General features: G+C 43.3%; 3 protein-coding genes and 1 pseudogene. All 4 read left to right on the top strand.

Annotation, left to right across the window (positions count from 1 at the left end; genetic code table 11):
* Positions 1 to 632, top strand: a pseudogene (locus tag VF500_RS23415) (TonB-dependent receptor); the annotation flags it as partial.
* Between the two features lie 82 nt (positions 633 to 714).
* The gene (locus VF500_RS23410) at positions 715 to 1,890 is read left to right on the top strand and encodes a prolipoprotein diacylglyceryl transferase (protein ID WP_330861990.1); all 1,176 of its coding nucleotides are present in this window, start codon (positions 715 to 717) and stop codon (positions 1,888 to 1,890) included.
* A 10-nt stretch (positions 1,891 to 1,900) separates the two neighbouring features.
* Positions 1,901 to 3,100: a DUF4185 domain-containing protein gene (locus VF500_RS23405; protein ID WP_330861989.1), complete on the top strand. Its 1,200-nt coding sequence runs from the start codon at positions 1,901 to 1,903 to the stop codon at positions 3,098 to 3,100.
* Positions 3,101 to 3,261: 161 nt separating this feature from the next.
* A partial coding sequence (locus VF500_RS23400) for a glycoside hydrolase domain-containing protein (protein ID WP_330861988.1) occupies positions 3,262 to 4,291 on the top strand: 1,030 nt, incomplete at its 3' end.

The following is a 4,291-nucleotide window of genomic DNA, read 5'->3' as shown; positions in this document are numbered from 1 at the left end:
ATATTGCCGCCATCAATTCAGGAAGTAAATCGGTTCCTGTGCCTGATAACGGGATCCCTTTGCAACCTGGCGATCTGAAATATCAGGACCTGAACGGCGATGGGGTTATTAACGTATTCGATAAAAGAGCTATCGGTAATCCTAACCTGCCCAATACTATTCTTGGTTTATCGTTACAGGCTGTTTATAAAGGCTTCAGCGTAAGTGTACTTTTGCAGGGATCGTTCAACTACAGTTTCGCCGTTATCGGTACAGGTATCGAACCTTTCCAAAGCCAGTTTCAGCCTATTCACCAGGAACGCTGGACTCCCGATAACCCGGTTAATGCTGCATTCCCAAGGTTAGGTACCAATCCAACTTCGGTAAATAGTCCCACAGCTTATTTTTCTGATTACTGGTTAGTAAATGCGCATTACGTTCGTTTAAAAACGGTTGATATCGGCTATCAGTTACCGACTAAATTGTTACCGTTTAAGATCAATAATGCCCGTATTTACATGAGTGCTTATAATTTATTAACGTTTGATAACTACAAAAAATACCAACAGGATCCGGAGATAGCCACCAATACAGCGGGTGATGCATACATTAACCAGCGGGTGATCAATTTAGGCATCCAGGCAGGTTTTTAATAACCAATACGTAAACCTTAAGGAGCCGGCGACGAGGTACCGGCTTCCTTTTTGTTTTGGCAGATAAACTTTAATTTAGGACATGTTTCCAACCATTGGCGATCTGATATTTTATCTCTTCCATATCCGGATCGGGTTTCCTATCCAGACGCTTGGTTTTTTTATGGCTTTGGCTTTTTTGTTCGCCTACATTGTTTTTACTTCAGAATTTAAAAGATATGAGGCTCTCGGGAAAATCAACGCATTTAAGCGGAAGGCGGTAATTGGAAAGCCTGCATCCGCAGTTGAAATGATCGTCAATTTTTTGCCCGGCTTTTTATTCGGCTTTAAGCTTTTCGGGGCAGTTTTTAATTATCAGGTTTTTGCGACAAACCCGCGGGCATATATGCTGTCGTTTCATGGAAATTTAACAGCCGGAATCCTTATTGGCGGCGCATTTGCCTTCTGGATTTACCGCGACAGAAAGAAATTAGTATTGCCTGAACCACAAACAACAGAACACACCGTGCATCCTTACCAGTTAATGGGCTTCATTGTTTTCAGCGTTGGATTTTTTGGTTTCATTGGCGCTAAACTGTTTGATGTTGTTGAGCATTTTGGCCGGTTGAGGTATGATCCCTTAGGTACATTATTTTCTGCCAATGGTTTTGCTTATTACGGGGGACTGATCTTTGGTGCGCTCGCATACCTCTACATTGGGTACAGACATAAAATGAAACTGGTGCACCTTGCTGATATTGGCTCGCCCGGGATGATGCTGGCCTACGGCATTGGCCGTATAGGTTGTCAGTTGGCCGGTGATGGTGATTGGGGCAAGGTTAATACACACATAAAACCCGGCATTTTGAACTGGCTGCCCAATTGGATGTGGGCTTTTAATTATCCGCACAATGCTATAAATTTGGGAACACCCATACCCGGTTGCTTAGGTAATTATTGTAACCAGCTGGCTAATCCGGTGTACCCAACTCCGTTTTACGAGGCCACATTGTGTATTGGCATGTTTTTGCTGATGTGTTTTTTTCGTAAACGGATAATTACACCCGGTTGTATGTTTTTCCTGTACCTTGTACTTAATGGCACCGAACGTTTTTTGATAGAACAGATCCGCATAAACCCCGTTTATCATTTTTTAGGTTTGCCATTTACCCAGGCCGGGTTCATTGGTTTTTTAATGCTGATGGGGGGATTAACCGGTTTTGTGGCATTGCTTCTTAAGCATAAAAGCCATCACCACAAACATTTGCCTGTATCATAAATATCATTTAATGAAAAAAATTACGCTTGTTTATTTAGCTTGTTCGGCTTTGGTTTCCATCAACAGTGCTTTTGCCCAAAAAGCCGATACCGTTAATCTAACCGATATCAAATTTAAGGTTGAAGCTGCGCCTGAGTGGTCGGCCTTGTTAAAGCGTGATTCGGGCTGGTTTGGAGGGGATGGCATTTATACAATCCCCTTAAATGGCAAGGAGACGGGCCGGGCAAAAGCCAAAGATAAAGTGCTTTTCATTTTTAGCGATAGCATGATAGGCGCGGTGTGTGATAACACCATGGCCCCGGGAGCGGTCATGATCCATAATGCTGTAGCCGTACTTAATGGTAATGAACCCTTAGATAAGCAGATAAAATTTTACTGGGATAAAAATGCCAAAGGAATTGCTGAGCCGCTTTTTGTTCCGCATACACCTAATACCGGCCCAACAGACTATTACTGGCTCGGCGACGGCTTTGTAAACCAGGCATTAAATAACGATATCTACATTTTTGGGTACAGGGTACATAATGTAAGCAATGAGGCATTTGGCTTTAGGGAAGTTGGCAACACACTTATAAAAATCCCGGCGAAAAGTAAGCCACCTTACAAAGATTTAAAGCAAATGGACACGCCGTTTTACCTGATGGATGAAAAAGGCGAAAGCGGTTCGTTTGGTGCAGGGATCTATGTAAACACCAAAGAAGCCGGCGCACCAAAGCCCGATGGTTACATTTACGTTTACGGGGTACGTGGCATGGCCAAACATCTGATGGTCGCCCGGGTATTACCTAAAGACTTTGAAGACTACAGCAAATGGACTTTTTACAACGGTACAACATGGGTAAGCGATATGCAGCAGGTTGCCAATGTAACCAACAACGTATCAAACGAGCTGAGTTTTAGTCCGCTGCCGGATGGCCGCTATGCTTTGATATTCCAGGTAGGGGGGATGACCACATCGGTGGGGATGCGTATAGGCGCGAGCCCGGTAGGTCCATTTGGCCCGATCATTAAATTATGGGATTGCAAGCCCGATCTCACCGCTAAAACATTTGTGGTTTATAATGCCAAAGCACATCCAAGCTTATCGAAACCCGGTGAATTGCTGATCAGCTATAACATTAACTCCGTTGATTTTTTAAACGACCTGAAGAAATACCCTAACCTGTACAGGCCAAGATTTATCAGGGTGGAATTTAATGAGCACGAATAGAATGAACACGAATAGGCTCGAATTAAGACGAATTACACGAATTTAATGAACACGAATGGTTCTAAATTTTAGCGAATTGCACGAATGTTTTAATCTGAGATCGGCATTCGCGTCAATTCGTTGCAATTAGAGGAATTAGTGTTTTATCAATTTATAAACCAATGAACATACGCTCGCTTGTTTGCGCCGCAGCGCTTATTTATACCGGAAACCTGTTTGCCCAGGAAAGCAATCTTGTTAAATATGTGAATACCCGGCAGGGCACCAATACCAAATATGAGTTTTCGTATGGTAATACTTATCCGGCTACTTCGCTTCCTTTTGGGATGAACACCTGGACACCACAAACCGGTAAAAATGGCGATGGCTGGAAGTACCAGTATTTTGAACATACCATTCGCGGTTTTCAGCAGTCGCACCAGTGTAGCTCATGGGTAAATGATTATGCTGTGTTTTCGTTGATGCCGGTTACCGGTAAGTTGGTTGTAAATGAAGATGAAAGGGCAGCCTCATTCAGCCACGATAACGAAATAGCTCAACCAAGCTATTACAAAGTAAAGCTCGATAATAATATTACTACCGAAATGTCGCCGACCGAACGGGGCGCACATTTGCGGTTCTCTTTCCCCAAAGGCAAGGCTTCATACCTTGTTTTAGATGGCTACACCAAAATGAGCGGTGTAAAGATCATCCCTGCCGAACATAAGATAACCGGCTACGTAAATAACTGCCGCTGGGCACCTAAAGATTTCAAGAATTACATTGTTATTGTTTTTGATAAACCTTTTGCCGGTTACGGTACCTGGGAAAATAAAAAGAATACGCTTGCTGCTAAAAACGAAGCAGCAGAGGGTGAAGGAGTTGGCGCATATCTCAAATTTAAAGATGGCGAAACCGTACAGGCCAAAGTAGCTTCGTCCTATATCAGCCCTGAACAAGCCGAACTTACACTAACAAGCGAATTAGGTAAGTATAAATCATTTGATGATACCCACAAAGCGGCCGATAAAGTGTGGAACCAGTTGCTTGGCCGCATGGCCATTGAAGGCGGTACGGAAGATCAAAAAGCTACTTTTTACTCGTGCATGTATCACGCCAACCTGTTTTCGCACCAGTTTTTTGAGTATGGAAAAGATGGCAAGCCGTACTATTATAGTCCTTATGATGGCAAGGTACACGATGGTTATATGT

Source organism: Mucilaginibacter sp., assembly GCF_036383575.1.
Lineage (GTDB): Bacteria > Bacteroidota > Bacteroidia > Sphingobacteriales > Sphingobacteriaceae > Mucilaginibacter.
This window is presented reverse-complemented; position numbering and strand designations above follow the sequence as displayed.